Origin of the sequence: Streptomyces sp. P9-A2, assembly GCF_036634175.1 — a bacterium.
GTDB classification, from domain to species: domain Bacteria; phylum Actinomycetota; class Actinomycetes; order Streptomycetales; family Streptomycetaceae; genus Streptomyces; species Streptomyces pratens.
In genome coordinates, this window is record NZ_JAZIFX010000001.1 from 2,637,595 (window position 1) to 2,658,798 (window position 21,204).

Sequence of the window (21,204 nt, forward strand, 5' to 3'; positions counted from 1 at the left end):
CACCCTTTCCGGTGAAGTTCCGCGAGGTCACAGGCGCTTCACCCCTTTGATGCGGCCCGCGCGGGCCACCCGGGCCCGCGCCGCCTTCGCGCGAAGGCCCCGCTGGGCGCCGATGCGCAGCCCGGTACCGCCGGAGCTCCAGCCGGCGGCGAGGTCCGGGGACTTGGCGGAGCTGTTCTCGGCGAGCGGATCGTTCTCCGCGCGGCGGGCCAGGGCCATGACACCGGGGACGACGAACGGAGCGAGCAGCAGGTCGTACAGGGCGGCGCTGAAGAGCAGTCCGCCGAGGCCCACATGACGGGCGGCGGTGTCACCGACGAGGGCGCCGACGCCGGCGTAGAGCAGGGTGGCGCCGACCGCGGCGGCGACCACCACGGCCATGGGGCCGGTCGCCGATCTCACCTGGCCGGACTCGGGCTTGACCAGCCCGGCGAGGTAGCCGATGACGCACAGCACGAGGGCGTAGCGGCCGACGGCGTGGTCGGCGGGCGGTGCGAGGTCGGCGAGGAGCCCGGCGCCGAAGCCGATGAGGGAGCCGCCGACATGACCGTAGACCAGGGCGAGGCCGAGGACGGTGAGGAGGAGCAGGTCGGGAACGGCGCCCGGGAGGTGGAGACGGGCGAGGACGCTCACCTGGATCACCAGGGCGACGACGATCAGTGAGCTGGAGAGCAGGATCCGGTTGACGCGCATGGGGTGACAGCTCCTACTGCTCTTGCTGGTACTGGCCGTCGGCAGGGGCGGACGGGGTGACGGTCACCGTGACGGTCGGGGTGGGTGTCGGCTTCGGCTTCTCGGGCAGCACCGTGTCGCGCGGGTCCTTCTTCGGGGCCTGGACGACGACGCCGACGATGTCGAGCTTGGTGAAGCTGACGAACGGCGTGACGTAGAGGGTGCGGGTGAGGTCACCGCCGGAGGGGTCGACGCGGGAGACGGTGCCGACGGGGACGCCGGGCACGAACGGTTTGTCGGCCTGGGAGCCGAAGGTGACCAGCCGGTCGCCCTTCTTGATCTCGGCCTTGCCGTTGAGGAGTTCGACGCGCAGGGGCCGGTCGCCCTGGCCGGAGGCGAAGCCGAGTTCGTCGCCGGCCTCCATGCGGGTGCCCACGGTGAAGTCGGGGTCGTTGGCGAGCAGCACGGTGGCGGTGTGCGGGCCGACGGTGGTGACCCGGCCGACGAGTCCGTCGCTGTTGAGGACGGTCATGTCGCGTTCGATGCCGTCGTTGGCACCGAGGTCGATGGTGATGGTCCAGGAGAAGCCCTGGGCCGCTCCTATGGCGATGACCTGGGCGCCCTTGATGCCGTACTGGCCCTGGCCGGCGACCTTCAGCATCTTGTCGAGTTGCTTGGTTCTGCTGCGGTTGCGGTCGTCGCTGCCGAGTTCGGCCTTGAGCGCGGTGTTCTCCCGCTCGAGTGCGGCGAGCCGGTCGTGCCGGTCGCCGGAGTCACGGACCGCGGCGACCGCGTTGCCGATCGGGTCGACCGCGCCGGACACTCCGTTCTCGATCGGGCCGAAGACCGTGGCCGCGGCCTGCCGGGCACCGTCGACCGGTGAATCCTCTCCGCCGCGGATGTCCACCGTGATCAGTGCGAAAGCGGTGGTGATCAGCAGCACCAGGAGCAGCCGGCTCTCTCGTGTGTCCCTCACGTGCGGCGGCCGTGCCTTCCTCGTCGAAACGGGTAGCGAGAACAGAAGACTTCAGGAGTTGCAAGGAGTCGTAAGGAGTCGTCAGGAGTCGTCAGAGACGGTCGGGAATGTTCGGGGGTCTTCGAGAACGGTCGGAAAGTACGGACGGAGCTCATGTCTCTATATCAACGATCCGCCGTACGAGAGAAGATCGTCCCGTACGGCGGAATCGAAGAGTTGTGTCATCTGCGCGGCTGTGCGTCCAGTACCTTCTGGAGCGCCTCGAACTCCTCGACGCACTTTCCGGAACCGAGCGCCACGCTGTCCAGCGGGTCCTCGGCGATGTGGATGGGCATGCCCGTCTCCCGGCGCAGCCGCTCGTCCAGACCGCGCAGCAGAGCACCGCCGCCGGTCAGCACGATGCCCCGGTCCATGATGTCGCCGGACAGTTCCGGCGGGCACTTGTCGAGAGTGGTCTTGACGGCGTCCACGATCGAGTTGACGGGCTCCTCGATCGCCTTGCGGACTTCGCCGGCGGAGATGACCACGGTCTTGGGCAGCCCGGAGACGAGGTCCCGGCCGCGGATCTCGGTGTGTTCGTCGGTGTCGAGGTCGTACGCCGAACCGATGGTCAGCTTGATCTGCTCGGCCGAACGCTCACCCAGCAGGAGGGAGTACTCCTTCTTGACGTACTGGATGATCGCGTTGTCCAGTTCGTCGCCCGCGACCCGGATGGACTGGGCGGTGACGATGCCGCCGAGGGAGATGACCGCGACCTCCGTGGTGCCGCCGCCGATGTCCACCACCATGTTGCCCGTGGCCTCGTGGACCGGCAGGCCGGAACCGATGGCCGCGGCCATGGGCTCCTCGATGATGTGCACTTGGCGGGCGCCGGCCTGGGACGACGCCTCGATGACAGCGCGGCGCTCCACGCCCGTGATGCCGGAGGGGACACAGACGACGACCCGAGGGCGGGCCAGATGCCGCCGCTTGTGGATCTTCAGAATGAAGTAGCGGAGCATCCGCTCGGTGATCTCGAAGTCGGCGATGACGCCGTCCTTCAGCGGACGGACGGCGACGATGTTGCCGGGGGTGCGCCCGATCATCTTCTTCGCTTCGGCCCCGACCGCCAGGATGCCACCGGTATTGGTGTTGATCGCGACGACGGACGGCTCATTGAGTACGATTCCGCGACCCCTGACGTACACCAGCGTGTTGGCGGTCCCGAGGTCGACAGCCATGTCACGGCCGATGAACGACATAGAGTTCCCCATGAGGATTCGTCTGGCCTTCCCACTGGCTTTTGAGGGCTTTTCAGGTAGGCGAGGTGGGTGCGGTGACGCGAAGGCTTCCATCGTAGACGCGCCTTCGCGAACACGGCGCGAGGGTCTTCGCCATTGTCATCAGATGGCGGGTCCCGTTGCTTGTGGAGACGGGCCATCGGGGGCACGCGTTCCCCCGAACGCCGCCCGTATGTCGAAAAGGTCTGGGGGCAAAGCCCCCAGACCGTCGCCAGGCGGCCAAAACCGCAGTCCACGGCCGCTATGCGATTGTTATGCGGGCCTTGGCGGACGATCGTCGCGCGCGGCCCGCGCACCACTTGTCGTACGCGTGTTGTACACGACCGCTGTACACATTCGTTATGCACGGCGCTTACGCCGGGCAGACCTGTGCGGGTGATCAATACGCGCGGCTGATACGAACCGCTGATACGGACCGTGGTGCCCGCGTCCGTCAGGCGTGGCCCGGGAAGAAGATCTTGACCTCGCGCTCGGCGGACTCCTCGGAGTCGGAGGCGTGGATCAGGTTCTCCCGGACGATGACACCGAAGTCCCCGCGGATCGAACCCGGGGCCGCGGCGACCGGGTCGGTCGGGCCGGTCAGCTGGCGCACGCCCTCGATGACCCGCTCACCCTCGACGATCATCGCCGCGACCGGGCCGGAGGCCATGAACTCCACCAGCGGCTCGTAGAACGGGCGGCCGGCGTGCTCCGCGTAGTGCTGCTCCAGGGTGGCACGGTCCAGGGTCCGCAGCTCCAGCGCAGTGATCCGCCAGCCGGCCTTGCGCTCGATACGGCTGATGATCTCGCCGACCAGGGAGCGGCGGACGGCGTCCGGCTTCAGGAGGACGAGGGTGCGCTGTGTCATGATGTGCGGCTCCTTGCAGGCCAGGAAGTCGGATGGCCCGAGGCTACCCGGTGGGGCGGCGGAGTCGACACCCGGACCTCGTCGCCCGACGGCCCCGCTGCCGCGGGAAGCACGATCAGCGGTACGCCGGGCACAGGGGAGGAGCCGGGACCGTCTCCGCGTCGGCGGAGGGGCCCGGGTGCCGGGCACCGTGAAGCACCCGGCACCGACAACGCCCTGCTACGCCGGCTGTTGTGCGGCGAACCGGGCCTTCGCCTCGTCGATCTTGCGCCCGTAGTGCACCGAGGCCCACCAGAGCACCGCGAACAGCACGCCCAGGATGAACATCATCGGGACGACCACGCCGGAGGCGATCAGGATGATCTGCAGGGCCCAGCCGAGGGCGACGCCCCCGGGCCGGGTGATCATCCCGCACAGGGCCACGGACAGGAACATGGCGATGCCGCAGACCGTCCACACGGTGCCGACCGCCAGGTCCGGGTCCTTCATCGCGACCAGTCCGGCGAACCCGATGACGAGGAACTCGCTGATCAGGGTCGACGCGCAGAGTGTACGCACGGTGTCTCAGCTCTTTCCCAGAAGCAGTCGGGCCTCGCCGACCGTGATGACGGAACCGGTGACGAGCACACCGGCGCCGGTGAACTCGCCCTCCTCCTCGGCGAGCGTGATCGCCGCCTCCAGCGCGTCGGGCAGCCGGGGTTCGACCTGGACGCGGTCCTCGCCGAACACCTCGACGGCGATCCCCGCGAGTTCGTCGGCGTCCATCGCGCGGTGGGTGGAGTTCTGCGTGACGACGACCTCGGCGAAGACCGGCTCGAAGGCCTCCAGCAGCCCGCGTACGTTCTTGTCGCCGCTCGCGCCGACCACGCCGATGAGCCGGCTGAACTGGAACGCCTCCCCGATCGCTCCGGCCGCGGCCCGCGCGCCCGCCGGGTTGTGGGCGGCGTCCAGCACGACGGTGGGCGACCGGCGTACGACCTCCAGCCGGCCCGGTGAGGCGACGGCGGCGAAGGCCTTGCGGACGGTGTCGATGTCCAGCGGCTCGGCACGCTGGGCGCCGACGCCGAAGAACGCCTCCACGGCGGCGAGCGCCACGGCAGCGTTGTGCGCCTGGTGGGCGCCGTGCAGCGGCAGGTACACCTCGGGGTACTCGCCGCCCAGGCCGCGCAGGGTCAGCTGCTGGCCGCCGACGGCGACCTGCCGGGCGGCGACGCCGAACTCCAGCCCTTCCCGGGCCACGGTCGCGTCGACTTCGACGGCCTTCCTCAGCAGCACCTGGGCCGCTTCGACCGGCTGCTGGGCCATGATCACCGTCGCGTCCGGCTTGATGACGCCGGCCTTCTCGGTGGCGATCTCGGCGGGCGTGGTGCCGAGCCGGTCGGTGTGGTCGAGATCGATCGGCATCACCACGGCGACACCCGCGTCGATCACATTGGTGGCGTCCCAGCTGCCGCCCATGCCGACCTCGACGACGGCGGCTTCCACCGGCGCGTCGGCGAAGGCCGCGTACGCCATGCCGGTGAGCACCTCGAAGAAGGACAGCCGGTGCTCCTGCTGTGCGTCGACCATCTCGACGTACGGCGCGATGTCGCGGTACGTCTCCACGAACCGCTCGGCGGAGACCGGCGCGCCGTCGAGGCTGATCCGCTCGGTGACGGACTGGACGTGCGGCGAGGTGTAGCGCCCGGTGCGCAGTTCGAAGGCGCCGAGGAGGGCCTCGATCATGCGGGCGGTGGACGTCTTGCCGTTGGTGCCGGTGATGTGGATCGACGGGTACGCGCGCTGCGGCTCGCCCAGGACGTCCATCAGCGCGGCGATCCGGTCGAGGGACGGCTCCAGCTTGGTCTCGCCCCAGCGGGTCGCCAGTTCTCCCTCGACCTCCCGCAGCGCCTTGTCGACCTCGGGGTCCGCCGGCCGCGCGGGCGCGTCGGACTCGGGCGGGCCGCCCTGGGTGCGCAGGGTGCGGCTGCCGGCCTCGATCACCGCGAGGTCGGGGTCCCGCTGCGTCTCGGCCTCGATGATCTCCTCGAAGGAATCGAGGGGGTACAGAGGATCCGGCCGGTCGTCGTGGCCGTCGTGGTTGCCGTTCGGGGGGAGGTCGCTCACGGGGCCAGTCTACGTATCCGCCCGCATCCGCCCCACGGCAGCCGAAAGCCCCCGGAACCGTTCGGGCTCCGGGGGCTTTCGAGGAGGTGGGACGGCCGGGGGCCAGGGTCTTTCGTTTGGATCGGGCCGGATCAGGGAGCGGGGTCCTGGGGGTCCCTCCCTGTTCGAGCGGAGCCGAGAACTTGGGAGAGCGTGCCTCGCAAGGCGGAGGAGGGAGCCGAGTGGGGTCTCCCCTGCTCGAGCGGAGTCGAGAGCTTGGGGAAGGAGCCCTGGGGACCGACGACAACGCGGCGGTGGGGGTCCCTCCCACGTGAGCGAAGCCGAGCGTGGGGGAGCGGTGCCGGACCCCGCGAGCCCGGCCCGATCCAAACGAGAGACCCTAAGCCTTCGGGAGCCGCTCCAGCTGGGCCCCGATGCGGGCGATGTCCTCGTCCGCCTTGGCGAGGCGCGTACGGATCTTGTCGACCACGTGGTCGGGGGCCTTGGCCAGGAACGCCTCGTTGCCCAGTTTGGCCTCCGCCTGCAGGCGCTCCTTCCGCGCGGCCTCGAGGTCCTTGGTGAGGCGCTTGCGCTCCGCCTCGAAGTCGATCACCCCGGACAGGTCCAGGGCGACCTCGACGCCCGCCACCGGCAGGGTCGCCGTCGCGGTGAACGCGTCGCCCTCCGGCTGGAGGCGCAGCAGCTGCCGGATCGCCGGCTCGTGCGGGGCGAGCGCCGAGCCGTCGAGGGACAGCCGGGCGGGGACCCGCTGGCCGGGCTGCAGGCCCTGGTCGGCGCGGAAGCGGCGGACCTCGGTGATGACGGACTGGAGGGTCCCGATCTCCCGCTCGGCGCCGGCGTCCCGGAAGCCGCTGTCGGTGGGCCAGTCGGCGATGACGAGCGACTCGCCGCCGGTCAGCGTCGTCCACAGGGTCTCGGTGACGAACGGGACCACCGGGTGCAGCAGCCGCAGCGTGACGTCCAGGACCTCGCCGAGGACGCGCTTGCTGACCTCGGCCGGTTCGCCGCCCGCCTGGAACGTCGTCTTGGACAGCTCGACGTACCAGTCGAAGACCTCGTCCCACGCGAAGTGGAACAGGGCGTCGGACAGCTTGGCGAACTGGAAGTCGTCGTAGAACGCGTCGACCTCGGCGACGACCGAGTTCAGCCGGGACAGGATCCAGCGGTCGGTGGACGACATCGTCGACGCGTCCGGCAGCGGGCCGTCCACCGTCGCGCCGTTCATCAGGGCGAAGCGGGTCGCGTTCCAGATCTTGTTGGCGAAGTTGCGGGAGCCCTGGACCCAGTCCTCGCCGATCGGCACGTCGACGCCCGGGTTGGCGCCGCGCGCGAGGGTGAAGCGCAGGGCGTCGCTGCCGTACTTGTCCATCCAGTCCAGCGGGTTGACCGCGTTGCCGAAGGACTTCGACATCTTCTTGCCGAACTGGTCGCGGACCATGCCGTGCAGGGCGATGGTGTGGAACGGCGGGGTGCCGTCCATCGCGTACAGGCCGAACATCATCATCCGGGCGACCCAGAAGAAGAGGATGTCGTAGCCGGTGACCAGGACGGAGTTGGGGTAGAACTTCGCGAGCGACTCGGTCTGTTCGGGCCAGCCCAGCGTCGAGAAGGGCCACAGGCCCGACGAGAACCAGGTGTCGAGGACGTCGGTGTCCTGGTGCCAGCCCTCGCCGCCGGGCGCCTCGTCGTCGGGTCCGACGCAGACGACCTCGCCGTCGGGGCCGTACCAGACGGGAATCCGGTGGCCCCACCACAGCTGCCGGGAGATGCACCAGTCGTGGAGGTTGTCGACCCAGTCGAAGTACCGCTTCTCCATCTCCTGCGGGTGGATCTTGACGCGGCCGTCGCGGACGGCGTCACCTGCGGCCTTCGCCAGCGGACCGACCTTGACCCACCACTGCATGGACAGCCGCGGCTCGACGGTGGTCTTGCAGCGCGAGCAGTGGCCGACGCTGTGGACGTAGGGCCGCTTCTCGGCGACGATCCGGCCTTCGGCGCGCAGTGCGGCGACGATGGCGGAGCGTGCCTCGAGCCGGTCCTGGCCCTGGAAGGGGCCGTGGACGGTGATGACGGCGTGCTCGTCCATCACGGTGAGGGACGGCAGGTCGTGGCGGCGGCCGATCTCGAAGTCGTTCGGGTCGTGGGCCGGGGTCACCTTGACGGCGCCGGTGCCGAACTCGGGGTCGACGTGCTCGTCGGCGACGACCGGGATGGAGCGGTCGGTCAGCGGCAGCTTGATGAGCTTGCCGATCAGGTGTTTGTACCGCTCGTCCTCGGGGTGGACGGCGACGGCCGTGTCGCCGAGCATTGTCTCGGCGCGGGTGGTGGCGACGACGATGGTGTCGTCCCCGTCGCCGTACTTCATGGAGACGAGCTCGCCGTCGTCGTCCTGGTACTCGACCTCGATGTCCGAGATGGCGGTCAGACAGCGCGGGCACCAGTTGATGATGCGCTCGGCGCGGTAGATCAGCTCGTCGTCGTAGAGCCGCTTGAAGATGGTCTGGACGGCCTGGGACAGCCCCTCGTCCATGGTGAAGCGCTCGCGCGACCAGGCGACGCCGTCGCCGAGGCGGCGCATCTGCCCGGAGATCTGGCCGCCGGACTCGCCCTTCCACTGCCAGACCCGCTCGACGAAGGCCTCCCGGCCGAGGTCGTGCCGGGACTTGCCCTCCTTGCCGAGTTCCCGCTCGACGACGTTCTGCGTGGCGATGCCGGCGTGGTCCATGCCGGGCTGCCACAGCGTCTCGAAGCCCTGCATGCGCTTGCGGCGGGTCAGGGCGTCGATGAGGGTGTGCTCGAAGGCGTGCCCGAGGTGCAGGCTGCCCGTGACGTTCGGCGGGGGGATGACGACGGTGTACGGGGGCTTGTCGCTCTTCGCGTCCGCCTCGAAGTAGCCCCGCTCCACCCAGCGCTCGTACAGCGGCCCCTCTACGTCGGCCGGCGCGTACTGGGTCGGCAGTTCGGAGGTGGGCGGCTGCGGCTGCTGAGAGTTCTCGGTCACGCGCCTCAGTTTAGAGGTGTCACGGCCCAGTCCCGAAACGCGATTCCTTTGTAACGGTGCACCCCCCGGCGGTCTGATCACGCCGGAGCTGAGACAGGATGTCAGCGACACATAGGCATCTGGAGGGGAACCCAGACAATGAGCCACAATCAGCCGGGCCCGTACGGCGGGCAGCCCCAGCAGCCCGGACCGTACGGTCAGCCGGGTCCCTACGGCCAGCAGCCGCAGGCTCCGCAGCCCGGCTACGGATACCCCCAGCAGGCTCCGCAGCCCGGCCAGCCCGGGTACGGCTACCCGCCCCAGCCCGGCCAGGGTGTCCCGCCGCAGCAGCCCCCGTACGGCCAGGCCCCGTACGGGGCGCCCCAGCCCCCGCCGTCGGGTGACAGCGCCAAGAAGGCCGGCTGGATCATCGGCGCGGTGGCGGTCGTGGCGGCGATCGGTGTCGGCGTGTACTTCGTGATCGGCGGGGGCGGTGTGGAGGACGACGGTCCGCACAAGCTCTCGGCGCCGGAGAAGGTGATGGGCGAGTACACGCGCGTCGGGGTGGGCGGCGAGGACTCGAGCTCCGGCACCACCGAGGACCTGGCCAAGGGCGGCGTGAAGAACGGCAAGTCGGTGGGCGCCCAGTACTCGACGGCCGACTTCAGCAGGTACGACCCGAAGAACCCCGACCCGGCCGACATGCCCGGCCAGGACGAACTGCTCAAGGCGAAGGGCGTGACGTTCTTCGGCGCCTACGGCGAGGTCGAGGACCCCGAGGCCGCCGTGGACAAGCTCTTCGCCAACATCAAGAAGGAGACCGAGAAGAGCTCGGCCAACGAGCTCATGACCGAGCTGGTGGGCGAGCCCGAGGCGGTCGACCTCGACGGCGCGGTCATGAAGTGCCAGGCGGGCAAGGGCAACAACAACCTCACCCAGCAGGAGACCACCAACTGGTTCTGCGTCTGGGCCGACAACAGCACGGTCGCCGTCGTCTCCCCCGGTGACAACACCAAGGACATCACCAAGGACGCCGCCGCGGACATCACCACGAAGCTCCGCGACGACGTGCGCGTCCCGGCGTAGTACGTCGCGCGCCCCCGCGCAGTAGGTGGAAGTGTGAAGGGCCCCGGTCACTCGACCGGGGCCCTTCACGTGTCGTCACCTGCGCGGGGAACGGCAGTTGCCGCCACACCGCCGTGCCGCTATGCCGTCTTCTGCTCGCCCGGTCCGCGGCCGCGGGCGTCGCGCGGGATCAGCGTCGGGTTGACGTTGGAGAGGACCACGTCCGCGGTGATGACCACGCGGGCGACGTCCTTGCGGGACGGGACCTCGTACATGACGCCCTGGAGGACTTCCTCCATGATGGCGCGCAGGCCGCGGGCGCCGGTCTGGCGGAGGATGGCCTGGTCGGCGATGGCTTCGAGGGCCTCGCGCTCGAAGTCCAGCTCCACACCGTCGAGTTCGAAGAGACGCTGGTACTGCTTGACGAGCGCGTTGCGCGGCTCGACCAGGATCTGGAGCAGGGCCTCGCGGTCGAGGTTGTGGACCGAGGTGATGACCGGGAGCCGGCCGATGAACTCGGGGATCATGCCGAACTTGACCAGGTCCTCCGGCATGACCTGCTCGAACTGGTCCTTGGACTCGATGTCCCGCTTGGAGCGGATCGTCGCGCCGAAACCGATGCCCTTGGCGCCGGCCCGGCCTTCGATGATCTTCTCCAGGCCAGAGAAGGCACCGCCCACGATGAACAGGACGTTCGTCGTGTCGATCTGGATGAACTCCTGGTGCGGGTGCTTGCGGCCGCCCTGCGGCGGGACGGACGCCGTGGTGCCCTCGAGGATCTTCAGCAGGGCCTGCTGGACGCCCTCGCCGCTCACGTCACGCGTGATCGACGGGTTCTCGCTCTTGCGCGCGACCTTGTCGATCTCGTCGATGTAGATGATGCCGGTCTCGGCCTTCTTGACGTCGTAGTCGGCGGCCTGGATCAGCTTCAGCAGGATGTTCTCGACGTCCTCGCCGACGTACCCGGCCTCGGTGAGGGCGGTGGCGTCCGCGATCGCGAACGGGACGTTCAGCATGCGGGCGAGGGTCTGGGCGAGGAGGGTCTTGCCGGAGCCGGTGGGGCCCAGCAGCAGGATGTTGGACTTCGCCAGCTCGATGGCGTCCTCGCGGCTCTGGGCGCCGCCGTTCTCCCCCGCCTGGACCCGCTTGTAGTGGTTGTACACGGCGACGGAGAGGGCCTTCTTGGCCGATTCCTGGCCGACCACGTATCCCTCGAGGAACTCGTAGATCTCACGGGGCTTGGGAAGTTCCTCCCAGCGGACCTCGCTGGTCTCGGCGAGCTCTTCCTCGATGATCTCGTTGCAGAGGTCGATGCACTCGTCGCAGATGTACACACCGGGCCCTGCGATGAGCTTCTTGACCTGCTTCTGGCTCTTGCCGCAGAACGAGCACTTGAGCAGATCGCCGCCGTCACCGATGCGTGCCACGGTGTGCTTCCCCTTCGCCTGGGAGCCGCCTGGACGTCAACGTCCAGCGACTCCTGGTGCTGCCTTATGTCCGACGGTACCTTGCCGGGCCCCCCGTTCGGGCCCCCCTCGGCGCGGTTCGCTTCGGCGTGAACCGTCATGAACCATGCCAAGGGGCGGCAGACGATACAGCCTCTCGGGCCCCACGCGTCAGCGCAGGCTGGAGTTGTCCAACTTCCGGGTGCTGATGACCTGGTCGATCAGGCCGTAGCTCAGCGCGTCCTCGGCCGTGAGGATCTTGTCGCGCTCGATGTCCTCGCGGATCTTCTCGACCGGCGTGGTGGAGTGCTTGGCCAGCATGTCCTCGAGCTGCGCACGCATGCGGAGGATCTCGTTGGCGGCGATCTCCAGGTCGGAGACCTGGCCGCGGCCGGTCTCGCTGTACGGCTGGTGGATCAGCACGCGCGCGTTCGGCAGCGCCATGCGCTTGCCGGGGGTACCGGCGGCGAGCAGGACGGCGGCGGCGGAGGCGGCCTGGCCCATGCAGACCGTCTGCACGTCGGGCTTCACGTACTGCATGGTGTCGTAGATCGCCGTCAGCGCGGTGAAGGAGCCACCGGGGCTGTTGATGTAGACCGAGATGTCCCGGTCGGGGTCCATCGACTCCAGGCACAGCAGCTGCGCCATGACGTCGTTGGCGGAGGCGTCGTCGATCTGCACGCCGAGGAAGATCACGCGCTCCTCGAAGAGCTTCGCGTACGGGTCGTACTCGCGGATGCCCTGGGAGGTGCGCTCGACGAAGCGCGGGATGATGTAGCGGGACTCGGCCGCGGGGCCGGTGTACTCGGCACGGGCGCGGTCGTACAGGCCGCTGCCGGGGAAGTCGTTCACGGTATCTCCTGGAAAGGGGCTGAGGCGGTCGGCCGGGGCTGCTGGGGCTGCCACCGGACCCTGGAGGGGCCCGGTGGGGGGTCTCCTACGGAGCCGTGGCTCCTGGGCTCCCGTGGGCCGCTCAGGCCGCCCCGGTGCCGCCGCCGCCCGGCATGCCCGCGGCCGTGGTCATGACGTCGTCGATGAGGCCGTACGCCTTGGCCTCGAAGGCGTCGAACCAGCGGTCGCGGTCCGAGTCACGGGTGATCTGCTCGATCGTCTGGCCGGTGTGCTGGGAGGTGAGCTCGGCCATGCGCTTCTTGGTGTGCAGCAGCCGCTCGGCGTGGATCTTGATGTCCGAGGCCGAGCCGGCCAGGCCGGCGGAGGGCTGGTGGATCAGGATCTCCGCGTTCGGCAGCGCGAAGCGCTTGCCGGGCGTACCCGCGCTGAGCAGGAACTGACCCATCGAGGCCGCGAGGCCCATGGCGATGGTCACCACGTCGTTCTTGATGTACTGCATGGTGTCGTAGATCGCCATGCCGGCGGTGATCGAGCCGCCGGGGCTGTTGATGTAGAGGTAGATGTCCTTGTCCGGATCGGCGGCAAGGAGCAGCAACTGTGCGGTGATCTTGTTGGCGATGTCGTCGTCGACCGCCTGGCCGAGGAAGATGATCCGCTCGCCGAGCAGCCGGTTGTAGACCTGGTCGCCGAGGCCACCACCGATGGAAGGCTCGCCGGCGGCTGAAGGCATCAGATTCGTCACGTATCCACCTGCTCGTTTTACGACGGCGCCGGGCCGTCTCACGTGTTCTGCCGGGGCGTGGGGCCGTCCGGCCGTGCTCGCGGACTCCCCTGCCCTCGTACTCATGGACCCTAACGCGCGGGCCCCTTCGGGGAATCCCGCAGCAGGGGGTGTTCGCTGTGAGCGCAGGGTGCTCCGCCGGGTGCGCCGGGTCCTCACGCCGTGAGCGGATCCGCCGGTGGGGGTCTGCGGGGCGTGGCCGGCCGGCCACGCCCACGGCGGCGGAGCCGCGCACCGGCAGGGCCCCGCGCCCCCAGGGCGTGCCGCCCTGCCGTACGACGGACGGGCCCCGGCACGAATGTCCGGGGCCCGTCCGTCGTACGGCAGAGGCGACGCGAGGCTCAGCCCTCGGTCTTCTCCTCGGCCTTGTCGGCCTTGGCGTCGTCGGCCTTGGCCTCGTCGGCCTTGGCGTCATCGGCGTCGTCGGCCTTGGCCTCGGCGGGGGCCTCGTCGGCCTTGGCGTCATCGGCGTCGTCGGCCTTGGCCTCGGCGGGGGCCTCGTCGGCGGTGTCCGCGGCGGGGGCCTCGGCGGCCTCCGTCTCGTCCTCTTCCTCGTCGTCGAGGTCGATGATCTCGCCGTTGGTGTCCTTGACCGTGGCCTTCTCGACCACGGCGGCCAGGGCCTTGCCACGGGCGACCTCGCCGACCAGGAGCGGAACCTGACCGCCCTCGACGACCGCCTGCGCGAACTGGTCGGGGGACATGCCGGAGGAGGCCGCGCGCCGCATGAGGTGCTCGGTGAGCTCCTCCTGGTTGACGTTGTGCTTCTCCCGGTTGACCAGCTCGTCGAGGACGAACTGGGTCTTGATGCCCTTGACCGCGGCCTCGCGGGTCTCGGTGTCGAACTCCTCGGCGGTCTTGCCCTGGATCTCGAGGTACTTCTCGAGGTCGAGGCCCATCTGGCCGAGCTGGTGGTGCTCGAGGTTGTGCTTACGGGTGTTGATCTCGTCCTCGAGCAGCTTCTCGGGGACGGGGACCTCGACCAGCTCGAGCAGCTTGTCCAGGACGCGCTCCTGGGCCTGCGTGGCCTGGTCGTACTGCTTCATGTTCTCCAGGCGCTTGCGGCTGTCCGCGCGCAGCTCCCCGAGGGTGTCGAACTCGGAGGCCAGCTGTGCGAACTCGTCGTCCAGCTCAGGCAGTTCGCGCTTGGCGACCTGGGTGACCCTGACAGTGACCTCGGCCTCCTTGCCCGCCGCGGAGCCACCCTTCAGCTCGGAGGCGAAGGTGGCCTCCTGGTCGGCCGACAGGCCCGTCACCGCGGCGTCGACGCCGTCCAGCAGCTCGCCGGAGCCGATGGTGTAGGAGACGCCGTTGGCGATGCCGTCCTCGAGGACCTCGCCCTCGACCTTGGCCTCGAGGTCGATCGTGACGACGTCGCCGTCCTCGGCGGCACGCTCGACCGGGGCGGTGGAGGCGAAGCGCTCGCGCAGCTCCTCGACGGCCTTGTCGACGTCCTCCTCGGTGACCTCGACGGCGTCGACCTCGACCTCGATGCCGGAGTAGTCCGGGATCTCGATGGTCGGGCGGATGTCGACCTCGGCGGTGAAGTTCAGCGTCTCGCCGTCCTTCAGCTCCGTGATGTCGATCTCGGGCTGGCCCAGCGGGTTCAGCTCGGCCTCGTTGACCGCCTCGGTGTAGAACTTCGGGAGCGCGTCGTTGACCGCCTCCTCCAGCACCGCACCGCGGCCGAAGCGCTGGTCGATGACCCGGGCCGGGACCTTGCCCTTACGGAAGCCCTTCACCGTGACCTGCTGGTTGATCTTCTTGTACGCCGCGTCGAGGCTGTCCTTGAGCTCCTCGAAGGGCACCTCGACAGTGAGCCGAACCCGAGTCGGGTTCAGGGTCTCCACGGCGCTCTTCACGGTTCGGTCTCCTTGTGGCTGACTTCTGGATTTCCACCGGGACCAGAACGGTCCGGCCGTTTCGCAGCCCGGAGACTTCAGATGATGAGACACACGGGCGTGCAGCTTGCATAGTAACGGCAGCGACTACAGCGCCCCAAAGCCGATCACTGGTGGTGATCAGGTGACTGGTCGGGGTGGCGGGATTTGAACCCACGGCCTTCCGCTCCCAAAGCGGACGCGCTACCAAGCTGCGCCACACCCCGTCTGGTGCGACACGTAGGCTACATGCCTGCGCCCGGTCGGGCCGCCGCATTCCACCGGGCGTGGTGCGGCGCCGGGGCCTCGAACGGCACGCGGTGTGCGGCGAGGGCGCGGCACCCGCTACGATGCCTGTCAGTACCGCGTCCTCCAGGGCGTGCGGTACACGATGTGCGGGCGTAGCTCAATGGTAGAGCCCTAGTCTTCCAAACTAGCTACGCGGGTTCGATTCCCGTCGCCCGCTCTGAACGAATCAGGGCCAGGTCAGAGGATTATTCCTCCGCCTGGCCCTGATCGCATTCCGGGGTTCCGATCAGTCCGCCGTGTCCCCCGCGTGCCCCTCGGGCTCTCGATCTTCCTTCTCCGGGCCCGTTCGGGTCTTCTTCCGACCCCGGTTGACGAGACCGGAAACGGCGTCGGCGATCAGCCGATCCCGTTCGGCACTGGCGTGCTGGTAGATCAGCGCGGCACGGGCAGTGCTGTGACCCATGCGCGCCATCAGCTCACGCGTGCTGGCTCCCGTCGACGCGGCGAGGGTGTTGCCGGTGTGCCGAAGATCATGGAAGTGCAGGCCCTTGACGCCGACGTCGCCGCACGCCTTACGCCACAGCCGGTTGAAGTGGTTCCGCCGCGGGGTCGCACCCTTCGGTCCGATGAACACTCGCCCGTCCGCACCCGGCTCTGCGTACCGCGCCAGATGCTCGCGGATGTCCGGGACGATCGCGGTCGGGATGGACACCGTTCTCTTGCCGGCAGCGCTCTTGGGAGCCTTGATCTCCCGTTGCCCGTTGTTGAGTTCCGCGACCGAGCGGCGAACCCGCACGGCGCCGTGGTCGAGGTCGATGTCACGACGGTGCGGGCCGATCAGCTCTCCCCAGCACAGCCCGAGGAAGCCGGCCATGAGCACGAGCGCCCGGTAACGCGGCTGGATCGCGTCGGCGACGTCGTAGACCTCCTGCACGGTCGCGGTCGGCCGCTCCGGAGTGTGCACGACGCTGGCGCCCTTGATGGTGCACGGATTGCGCCTGATCATCTGGTCGGCAACGGCCGTGCCCAGAATGGCCCGAAGCAAGGCGTACGCCTTGGCAACGGTCGTCGGACCGGTCCTGGAAGCGAGCTTGCCCGCACGCCAGCGGCGGCCCCGCCCGGCGGCGCGCTGCGTGCAAGCGGGCGAAGGTGGGGATGTCATCCGCGGGCACAAGATGATGCCTCCGGCGGGGATCAGCCGGCACCGGGATGGAGGGGGCGCCGTTGCCGAGTGCGGGCACGTTGTGGCGTGCGCGGGGAGCTCCCATCCCGTCCACCGTCGACCCAGGCAGAGCCGAGCAGACGCGGCCCAGGGCGTCAAGGTCGTTCGTACAGTGGCGCGCTCCACCTTGACGCCATGGACCACGCCCGCTCCACGGTGTGTGGGTCGACGGCGGACGGGATGGGAGCTGGGGAAGGTGGTGGGCTGAGGCTGTGAGGCGAGGTTCCCAAAAACCCTTCGCACCTGCTCGCCTCGCCCGATACGGTCTCGAGCGCGTGTCCACTGCGGGGAGCCCAGGAGCTCCGCGCGGCCGCACCGGCAGTTCCCACGCTGAGAGTAGGTTTCGCCAATGGCATGTCGTATCAGTGAGCTCGTGCTCGGTTGCCGCGACCCCGAGGTGCTGGCGCGGTTCTGGTGCGAGGTCCTGGACTTCGTAGTGCTTGATCGCGAAGGGGACGACTGCATCGAGATCGGGCCGCGCGAAGGGTTCGGCGGTCCGCAGCCGACGATCATCCTCAGCCGTAGGGACGAGCCAGAGCCGGGGAAGTCCCGGCTGCACATCGACGTCAACGCCACCGACCGCGATCAGGATGCCGAGCTCGAACGCCTCCTGAAGCTCGGGGCGCGCCCGGCCGACATCGGCCAGACCGGCGAGGAATCGTGGCACGTTCTTGCCGACCCAGAGGGCAATGAGTTCTGCCTGCTCAAGGCCCGCCTCGACCCGCTCTGACGGCTCAGTGTCCCAGGTGCGGCTCTAGTGTGTCGGGTTGGATCTGTCAAGGAGGCCCTTCCGTGCTGACATCAGCGGCTGACACCAACAAGCGCGAACAGCAGTGATCCGGGCCGAACCTCAGTGGACGATCAGGCGAGGCACAGAGCGCGTTGACCGATGATGCCGACACCGCATGATCGACCTGATAAGGACCCTCTCTGTCAGCCTTGGGTGAGACGTCCCGCTTCGGCGGGTTAGCCTGAGAGGGCACGACAGGAGAACCACCCCCTCATGACCAGCAGCAAGTCCGCCGGATCCGACCCGGCTCCCCGGCCGAAGCGCCGCACTTTCAGCCCGGAGTACAAGCTGCGGATCGTGGCCGAGTACGACGCCGCCCCGCAGAACGAGAAGGGCGCGGTCCTGCGCCGCGAGCGGCTGTACCACTCGCATGTGAAGGAGTGGCGGGCCGCGCGGGATGCCGGGGCTCTGGAGAAGCTGGTCGACCAGCGTACCGGCCCGGCGAGGCCGAAGAAGTCTGCCGCCGAGGCGGAGAACGAGAAACTGCGCCGCCAGGTGGAGCGTCTGGAGAAGGAACTGGCGCGGAACAAGGCCGCGCTGGAGGTTATGGGAAAAGCTTCCGCGCTCTTGGAAATGATCTCCGAGGGCGCGGACTGAACGCTGCCGTCACCCCGGTGGCCGATGACGCGTTCACCGGCGTCGAGGGCGTGCTGGGTGTGACTGCGGCGTGCCGGCTGACCGGCCGCTCGCGGGCCACCCACTACCGCCGGCTGCGTCCGGCGCCACCACGCCGGCCCCGCAAGCCGCAGGTCCAGCCCTCGGCCCTGACGGCCGAAGAACGGTCTGCGGTACTGGAGTTGATGAACAGCGACGAGTACGCCGAACTGGCGCCCGCGCAGATCTGGGCCCGCGAGCTGGATGCCGGGCGCTACCACTGCTCGGTCTCCACGATGTACCGGATCCTGCGCGAGAAGGGCCAGTCCGGCGAGCGCCGAAGACAGGCCACCCACCCCGCCCAGGCGGTGCCCGAGCTGGTGGCCACCGCCCCGTCGCAGGTGTTCACCTGGGACATCACCAAGGCGGCCGGACCGGCAAAGGGCATCTGGTATCACGCCTACGTCATCATCGACATCTTCAGCCGCTACATCGTCGGCCACACCGTCGAGGCCGCTGAATCGGCCGAACGGGCCGAGGAGTTGATCCGCGAGACCATCGTCCGCAACGGGATCGTGCCCGAGACCGTGCACGCCGACCGCGGCACCTCGATGACGAGCAAGAAGGTCTCCCAGCTGCTGATCGACCTCGGGGTGACAAGGTCGCACTCGCGGCCGAAGGTCTCCAACGACAACCCCTACAGCGAGGCCCAGTTCAAGACCACGAAGTACATGTCGGACTATCCCGAACGGTTCGACTCGCTGGCCCACGCCCGCGAATGGTTCGACGCCTTCATCGCGTACTACAACCACGAGCACCGGCACTCGGGCATCGGCTGGCACACACCCGCCTCCGTCCACTTCGGGACCGCCGAGGAGGTCCGCGACCAGCGCGCGGTCACCCTCGCCGAGGCATACGCCCGCCACCCCGAACGCTTCGGCCGCCGCCCCCGACCACCCGAGATACCCCAGACGGCCTGGATCAACGACCCGTCCAAGCGCCGCGAACCCGCACCACAAACCTCATAGCATCACGACCGTCTCACTGGACTTGAAATCTTCCGGGATGAGGCCAGACTTCAAAGGATCATCCGTAGCACTAGGGCGCCGTCCATAGCATGTGGACGGCGCCTTGCTGATGGCCGAGCCGTTAAGGCTCAACCAGCTGTGCTGCCACAAGGCCTCAGGTCAAAGACCCGCCCCTTCACTTCTGAGCGGCACTTGAGCTCCACGGCCCCCTCGCGCGGGTAGGTTCTGCACACGCCGCCCGAGACCTGGGCGGCGTGTGTGGGGCGAATCGGGGGCAGTCATGGAGTTCATGTTCTATGCCGTACCAGCGTTCATCGCCGCGGTGGTGGTCGCGATGGCGGTCAAGGTGATCAGGCGCTTTCTGGAGCTGAGGCAGGCGTGGTCGAGCGGTCTGACAGCGGAGGCGCGCTGTCTGCGCACCTACACCACAACGAGACGCCACAGTGACAGCAGCCAGGCCACGACCACGCTGCACCATGTCTACGAGTTCACGCCTTCCGCGGGCCGTCCCGTCCGGTTCGAGGAGGAGAACGGCCCCGCGACGACCATCGAGGGGGACTTCGTCACCGTGCACTACTCGGCCGACCGGCCTCATAAGGCGACGGCCCACGTGCCGAGCCCCGTCAAGAGCGCAGCGAGCATGATCGCCCTGCTCTTCTTCTTCGGCATCGTGCTCGCTTTCTGTGTCTTCTTCGTGCTGACGGCGAATGACCTGTTCGGGTCGAACCTCCCCTAGCGGGGAGTCCCGGGCCGTCTCGGAGCCGTTTGAGGGTGCTCAACGACGACCAACGCTGACAACCACTGACAGATAAATCGCAGGTCACAGCGTTGATCAACCATGCAGCCGCTGGTCGGAGACTCGGCCCGTAACTTCTTCGGCTACTGATCGCGCTCGAGGGAGCTTGACTCGACCATTGAGACTCCAGCCCAAAGCCGCTACGCCTACCTCAGCGCTGGAGGTGCGGCCAGCCGTCCTTGTTGGAGAAGGTCTCGAAGCAGTACCGCGTCGAGCGATCCCACTCCTGCCCAGTAGCCAGCTCGTACGCCTGATCCGGCACATAGAGCAACCACTCGCCGTCGTACCGGGTGGAGGTGAACGGCGCGAACTTGTCGACGTCGAAGAACACGTCTTCCCAGACGGCTCGGCCGGCAGCGACCACAGCGCAGCGGGTGTACAGGAACTGATCGGCCGACTGAGGGAAGGGACTCCCGTCTCGATCTGTCAGGTCGACGACGGGCAGAAAGCCGAACTTCTCCTGATCCAGCCGATAGAGAGCCTCGGCATGGCGCTCGGCGAAGCCGATGATGTCCGCGACGGGACGACGGCCCAACTCCTCGGCAAGGCGTCGACAGCTCGCCTCGCTGGCTTCGCCGCCCAAGGTGTCTATCAGTGTCCAGAAGTCAGCCCAGGTCATCCTCACGGAGGCAGGTTGCCAGATCGCGGACCGCCTGTCTCGGGCCGCCCAGGGCAGAGCAACGCGGGCTTCGCGTGCCCCTGGCGTGCCCGATCAGCGGGCGACGAGCGGGGAACCACGGGGAACCACGGAGAGTTCGGCACTCCCACGCAGGTCAGCGGCATCGCAGGTCAACACCGATCCGCATACGGCGTCTTCCAAACTAGCTACGCGGGTTCGATTCCCGTCGCCCGCTCCATACCGCTCAGGGTCGGCCGGAGGTTTCATTCCTCCACCGGCCCTGAGCGCGTTCCCGGGGAGCGGCTACCCGGGGAGCGGCTACCCGGGCACGAATTCCGGAAGCCGGCTCTCAGAAGCTGACCGAGTTGATCATGTCCGCTATCGAGTCCATGAAGCGGTTGATCGACGGGGCCATGCCGGTGGAGGCGAGGAAGAAGCCGAAGAGGATCGCGACGACCGCGGGCCCGGCCTTGATGGACCCCCCTCTGATCAGTACTACAAGGATGATCGCCAACAGCAGCACCACAGACAGTGAAATGGCCACAACTGATCACACCCTTGGTCGGTCCGCTCGTCCGGTCCGGGCGACGCATCCCCGCGCACCCCGCCAGAACCATCGTGCCACCAACAGGGCCGGCCTATGCGGCTCGTGACGCATCATCCGTCTCACATCGGCCAGGTTCCGCGTGCGCGCGTCCGCCCGCGCGAGGGAACGGGCGGGCGCCGGACGGGTCCCGCGCGGAGCCAGGAGTGCGACCTCGCACGGCAATTCGACTCACCACTCGCTGATGGAATCCGACCGGACCGGTGCCGTATCCACACAACACCTCCGCGACTGTTCCCCATTGCCGCTCCACGTATCCCGACGAGCCTCCGGACCGGCCCCGAAGAGGAATGAAGCGGGCATCCCTTCGGGGTTCAACGGGCGAGGCATATACCCTTTTAGCCCGATACGAATCTGGACGGAAGCGGCGTACCGAACGCTTTGGAGTCGTGCCCGATCGGTGCGTCGGGCGTGTGCC

The 21,204-nt window shown here is 68.5% G+C and carries 18 protein-coding genes, 2 tRNA genes and 1 pseudogene; 6 read left to right on the forward strand and 15 right to left on the reverse strand.

The genetic code is table 11. The features are described 5' to 3' along the window. Window positions 1-27: 27 nt before the first annotated feature. From mreD to V4Y04_RS12010, 7 genes are all read right to left on the reverse strand, one after another. On the reverse strand, window positions 28-693 hold the full coding sequence (gene mreD / locus V4Y04_RS11980) for a rod shape-determining protein MreD (protein WP_332427611.1): 666 nt from the start codon (window positions 691-693) through the stop codon (window positions 28-30). Between the two features lie 13 nt (window positions 694-706). Further along, window positions 707-1,648, reverse strand: coding sequence for a rod shape-determining protein MreC (gene mreC / locus V4Y04_RS11985; protein WP_332427613.1), 942 nt, complete (start codon window positions 1,646-1,648; stop codon window positions 707-709). Window positions 1,649-1,869: 221 nt separating this feature from the next. Then, complete coding sequence (locus V4Y04_RS11990; RefSeq protein WP_332427614.1) at window positions 1,870-2,889, reverse strand: rod shape-determining protein; 1,020 nt, start codon at window positions 2,887-2,889, stop codon at window positions 1,870-1,872. A gap of 472 nt (window positions 2,890-3,361) precedes the next feature. Beyond that, window positions 3,362-3,775 (reverse strand): nucleoside-diphosphate kinase, encoded by a 414-nt coding sequence (ndk, locus tag V4Y04_RS11995; RefSeq protein ID WP_332427615.1) that lies wholly within the window; start codon window positions 3,773-3,775, stop codon window positions 3,362-3,364. 219 nt (window positions 3,776-3,994) lie between these two features. Further along, entirely contained in the window at window positions 3,995-4,333 is a 339-nt protein-coding gene (locus V4Y04_RS12000) for a DUF4233 domain-containing protein (protein WP_332427616.1), read from the reverse strand. A gap of 6 nt (window positions 4,334-4,339) precedes the next feature. Beyond that, a complete protein-coding gene (gene folC, locus V4Y04_RS12005; protein WP_332427617.1) occupies window positions 4,340-5,881 on the reverse strand; it encodes a bifunctional tetrahydrofolate synthase/dihydrofolate synthase in 1,542 nt (513 codons plus the stop codon). Between the two features lie 379 nt (window positions 5,882-6,260). Next, window positions 6,261-8,882: a valine--tRNA ligase gene (locus V4Y04_RS12010; RefSeq protein WP_332427618.1), complete on the reverse strand. Its 2,622-nt coding sequence runs from the start codon at window positions 8,880-8,882 to the stop codon at window positions 6,261-6,263. A 138-nt stretch (window positions 8,883-9,020) separates the two neighbouring features. On the opposite strand from V4Y04_RS12010, the gene V4Y04_RS12015 reads away from it, so the two are divergent. Next, window positions 9,021-9,947 (forward strand): hypothetical protein, encoded by a 927-nt coding sequence (locus V4Y04_RS12015; protein WP_332427619.1) that lies wholly within the window; start codon window positions 9,021-9,023, stop codon window positions 9,945-9,947. A gap of 119 nt (window positions 9,948-10,066) precedes the next feature. Here V4Y04_RS12015 and clpX read toward each other — a convergent pair whose 3' ends face one another. From clpX to V4Y04_RS12040, 5 genes and pseudogenes are all read right to left on the reverse strand, one after another. Further along, a complete protein-coding gene (gene clpX / locus V4Y04_RS12020) occupies window positions 10,067-11,353 on the reverse strand; it encodes an ATP-dependent Clp protease ATP-binding subunit ClpX (protein ID WP_332427620.1) in 1,287 nt (428 codons plus the stop codon). A gap of 189 nt (window positions 11,354-11,542) precedes the next feature. Next, window positions 11,543-12,223: an ATP-dependent Clp protease proteolytic subunit gene (locus V4Y04_RS12025; protein ID WP_332427622.1), complete on the reverse strand. Its 681-nt coding sequence runs from the start codon at window positions 12,221-12,223 to the stop codon at window positions 11,543-11,545. A gap of 121 nt (window positions 12,224-12,344) precedes the next feature. Beyond that, complete coding sequence (locus V4Y04_RS12030; RefSeq protein WP_332432801.1) at window positions 12,345-12,953, reverse strand: ATP-dependent Clp protease proteolytic subunit; 609 nt, start codon at window positions 12,951-12,953, stop codon at window positions 12,345-12,347. A 524-nt stretch (window positions 12,954-13,477) separates the two neighbouring features. Continuing rightward, window positions 13,478-14,866 (reverse strand): annotated as a pseudogene (gene tig, locus V4Y04_RS12035) (trigger factor); the annotation flags it as partial. A gap of 168 nt (window positions 14,867-15,034) precedes the next feature. Continuing rightward, window positions 15,035-15,111 (reverse strand) — tRNA-Pro (locus V4Y04_RS12040). Window positions 15,112-15,279: 168 nt separating this feature from the next. Here V4Y04_RS12040 and V4Y04_RS12045 point away from each other — a divergent pair. After that, a tRNA-Gly gene (locus V4Y04_RS12045) sits at window positions 15,280-15,350 on the forward strand. Window positions 15,351-15,419: 69 nt separating this feature from the next. Here V4Y04_RS12045 and V4Y04_RS12050 read toward each other — a convergent pair. After that, a complete protein-coding gene (locus V4Y04_RS12050) occupies window positions 15,420-16,178 on the reverse strand; it encodes a tyrosine-type recombinase/integrase (protein WP_332427623.1) in 759 nt (252 codons plus the stop codon). 526 nt (window positions 16,179-16,704) lie between these two features. Between V4Y04_RS12050 and V4Y04_RS12055 the strand changes: the two genes are divergently transcribed. The 4 genes from V4Y04_RS12055 to V4Y04_RS12070 all read left to right on the forward strand — a co-directional run bounded on the left by V4Y04_RS12055 (window position 16,705) and on the right by V4Y04_RS12070 (window position 19,503). Further along, window positions 16,705-17,085, forward strand: a complete 381-nt coding sequence (locus tag V4Y04_RS12055; protein ID WP_332427624.1) for a VOC family protein — start codon at window positions 16,705-16,707, stop codon at window positions 17,083-17,085. A gap of 273 nt (window positions 17,086-17,358) precedes the next feature. Further along, complete coding sequence (locus tag V4Y04_RS12060) at window positions 17,359-17,742, forward strand: transposase (protein WP_109383656.1); 384 nt, start codon at window positions 17,359-17,361, stop codon at window positions 17,740-17,742. A 17-nt stretch (window positions 17,743-17,759) separates the two neighbouring features. Beyond that, window positions 17,760-18,767: an IS3 family transposase gene (locus V4Y04_RS12065; RefSeq protein WP_332425425.1), complete on the forward strand. Its 1,008-nt coding sequence runs from the start codon at window positions 17,760-17,762 to the stop codon at window positions 18,765-18,767. Between the two features lie 280 nt (window positions 18,768-19,047). Next, window positions 19,048-19,503, forward strand: coding sequence for a DUF3592 domain-containing protein (locus V4Y04_RS12070; RefSeq protein WP_326753847.1), 456 nt, complete (start codon window positions 19,048-19,050; stop codon window positions 19,501-19,503). A 211-nt stretch (window positions 19,504-19,714) separates the two neighbouring features. On the opposite strand, the gene V4Y04_RS12075 is transcribed toward V4Y04_RS12070, so the two are convergent. Then, entirely contained in the window at window positions 19,715-20,182 is a 468-nt protein-coding gene (locus tag V4Y04_RS12075) for a DUF4240 domain-containing protein (RefSeq protein ID WP_332432802.1), read from the reverse strand. A 349-nt stretch (window positions 20,183-20,531) separates the two neighbouring features. Next, entirely contained in the window at window positions 20,532-20,726 is a 195-nt protein-coding gene (locus V4Y04_RS12080; RefSeq protein WP_332427626.1) for a hypothetical protein, read from the reverse strand. Window positions 20,727-21,204: the final 478 nt, after the last annotated feature.